The organism is Okeania sp. SIO2C2, from assembly GCF_010692625.1.
Taxonomy (GTDB): domain Bacteria; phylum Cyanobacteriota; class Cyanobacteriia; order Cyanobacteriales; family Microcoleaceae; genus Okeania; species Okeania hirsuta.
The window spans coordinates 1-3,006 of record NZ_JAAHGM010000101.1; the positions used below are offsets into that span (position 1 = coordinate 1).

Genomic DNA, 3,006 nt, shown 5'->3' on the forward strand with positions numbered 1-3,006 from the left:
TAAGTTAAGGTTAAAATAATTTGTTCTGACATGGATAATTTAGGTGGTCTACCACCACCAGAAGCAATTATTCTAACTTTTTTAGCTGTGGCTATCTCTTGGTTATCCGCAGTGGAGTTTTTCGGCTGGTTTTAAGAATTTTTCTAACTGTTCATACTTGATACCTAATAAACGTTCTGATTCTTGTGGATGATTGTGAATGTAGTCAAGCATACTGGTGATCATTAGCCATAAAAAATTACATTTTATATGACTCTATCACAATTTATTGATTTTTCACCAGATGTCTTTTTGACAAAATTCTTAAGTACTCGATCGCCATTCACGAGACGGTCGAATCTGGAGCATTTTGTCACATGAAACCAATTGTATTTTGAATCAAAAAACTTTTTACTGTCCAGTATAGATCAGTAAAACCATTTAATCTTGGTCCTTATGTTGCTAGAAATCATGGGTGCCAGGAAGCTGATACTCAATATCTATGTTTTCAAGACTCGGATGATAACCCACGAAAGATCGCTTCATTGAATTATACAATTATGCGGTACAGAATCCCTTTGTTGAGATGGCTGGATGTTATGAGTTAAGAATTGACGAAATTCAGAAAAAAATTATTGCTATTAGGTTTCCTATTGAAGTAACAAAAGCTTTATGTAAAAATGCAAGCCATCCTCTTTTTTTTCCAACTTCATTTGTAAAGAGAAATAGTATTTTAAAAGCTGGTGGATTCTCCACTGTTAGAAGATTTGCATCGGACTCACATTTCTATTGAGAGCTTATTTTTCAATGAATATAAGAAACATTGATAAATTTTTATACATAAGGCGGAAAAGGCAAGGTTCTCTAACTACAAGTGAAGAAACTAGATTTGGAAGTGAAGAAAGATTAAACCTAGATAGATTATGGAAATCAGATTTTGAAAAAATCAAATCAGGAGAACTTTCTTTGTCGAATTCATCGCTGGCAGTTGAGTTTTTAGACATAAAACCTATATTTCATTTGATTTGAGCTTCAAAGCTGATGACAAATATCTCAAAGCATATTGAGGTGCTGTTTTAGACACTTCGTAGTACCAATAGGTTTTGAGGTTTAACCATTGCTACCAAAATCAAAGGCCAATTCAATAGCAGTAGGAAATTTAATTTTGCTATCAGGATTAATAGAATTGTGATTAAGGATGTTTCTAGTCAGCTATAATCCCTAATTCCAGGCATGAAGAGCCACACCAGCGTGTTTGGCCAGTAATGTTTTTTATTGATTTGTGGGTTGCAACTCAGTTTTGAATCCTAGTAACATAGTTACCTATAGCCTCATCCTTTCCTCTTTAGCACTACCTAAATAAGAATATTTATTAGTAATTTTTAATATAGTTATAAGATAAATTTATTAATTAATTATATTATGATTTATTATAAATTTAGTAATGTTAAGAAACCATAACATTAGACATCTAGAATTGCCTATAAACCCGTATGTATACTCATAATCTTTGAGTAAGCACTCTTGACCAAATCTGAAATTTTCTGCAAGATATACATTGAAAGGCGATCCCGGCGATCCCTAAAAAACGCTGTTCTTATCGTTTCTACATATCTCGAAACTCTTAAGATCCTTCAAGTATTTGTTGGAGTCGGAAAAAGAGTCTTTCAAAAAAACAAGAAATTGTATCTAATTTCTTGTTAGGTTTTGGGAAATGAAATACTAAACACTGTAAAAAAATAGGAGAACATACAGAATGGTTCAAGAACGTCCACCTCTAGAAGAGATGACTTTGCGACAACTACGCAAAGTCGCTAGTGATCTAGGTATATCTCGTTACAGCAGAATGCGTAAAGCACAGCTACTGGCATCAGTTATGGAAGCTCAAGGTATTAGCCATATCCCATCCGCTCCACCTTCAACATTAGAAATACAAGAAGAGGTGGAAGCAAAAAAATTTGAATTAGGGCAAGAAAACAACAATGATGATTTTCTTTCATCCATTGATGAAGGTTTAACAGATTTACCTAATGGTTATACTCAAAGCCGAATAGTTTTAATGCCACGAGATCCAGAGTGGGCATATGCCTATTGGGATATTCCTAATGGACAGAAAGAAGAGTTACGTCGTCAGGGGGGACAGCAATTAGCCCTGCGTATCTATGATGTGACTGACATAAAATTAAGCTACCAAAGCCCTCATAGCATTCAGGAATATCCTTGTGATGAATTAGCTCGTGAATGGTACATACCAATTCCAGTAAGCGATCGCGACTATGTCGTGGAAATAGGGTATCGATGTGCTGATGGTCGGTGGTTAGTTTTAGCTAGTTCTGAGCGAGTGCATATTCCACCAGTTTATCCCTCGGATTGGATTGATGACCAATTCATTACAGTGAGTTGGGATGAAGATTTACACGGCAAAACCTTTATGGAACTGGTTCCTGCCAGTCGCAAAATTACTTTTCATGATCATCCCGATGATATTTATGAAGAGATGTTCGGTATAGCTGAAGTCGAGAATCAAAGGATTGCTGGTTCCATGTTTGGCTCTATTCAAATGGTTCCTGGTTCAGGCCAAATGATTGAAGAAGGAGTCAGTTCCTATACTATGGCATCAGGTATAGGGATGTGGTCATCTGGTGGCAATATCTCTGGAGCTACTCAAACCATGTCCGGTGTAGGTTTAACTGCTTCTGGTGTCGGTCAAACCATGTCCGGTGTAGGTTTAACTGCTTCTGGTGTCGGTCAAACCATGTCCGGTGTAGGTTTAACTGCTTCTGGTGTCGGTCAAACCATGTCCGGTGTAGGTTTAACTGCTTCTGGTGTCGGTCAAACCATGTCCGGTGTAGGTTTAACTGCTTCTGGCATGGGCATGAATATGTCAGGGTTAGGTCAAACCATGTCAGGGGTAGGTTTAACGGCTTCTGGTGTCGGTCAAACCATGTCCGGTGTAGGTTTAACTGCTTCTGGCATGGGCATGAATATGTCAGGGTTAGGTCAAACCATGTCAGGGGTAGGTTTAAC

2 protein-coding genes are annotated in these 3,006 nt (G+C 37.3%); both read left to right on the forward strand.

Annotation, left to right across the window (positions count from 1 at the left end; all coding sequences use genetic code 11):
- The first annotated feature begins 377 nt into the window (after positions 1 to 377).
- Positions 378 to 587 (forward strand): glycosyltransferase family A protein, encoded by a 210-nt coding sequence (locus F6K18_RS37120; RefSeq protein ID WP_353735262.1) that lies wholly within the window; start codon positions 378 to 380, stop codon positions 585 to 587.
- Positions 588 to 1,735: 1,148 nt separating this feature from the next.
- Positions 1,736 to 3,006: DUF4912 domain-containing protein (locus tag F6K18_RS34170; RefSeq protein ID WP_287527561.1), on the forward strand; the 1,271-nt coding region annotated here is incomplete at its 3' end.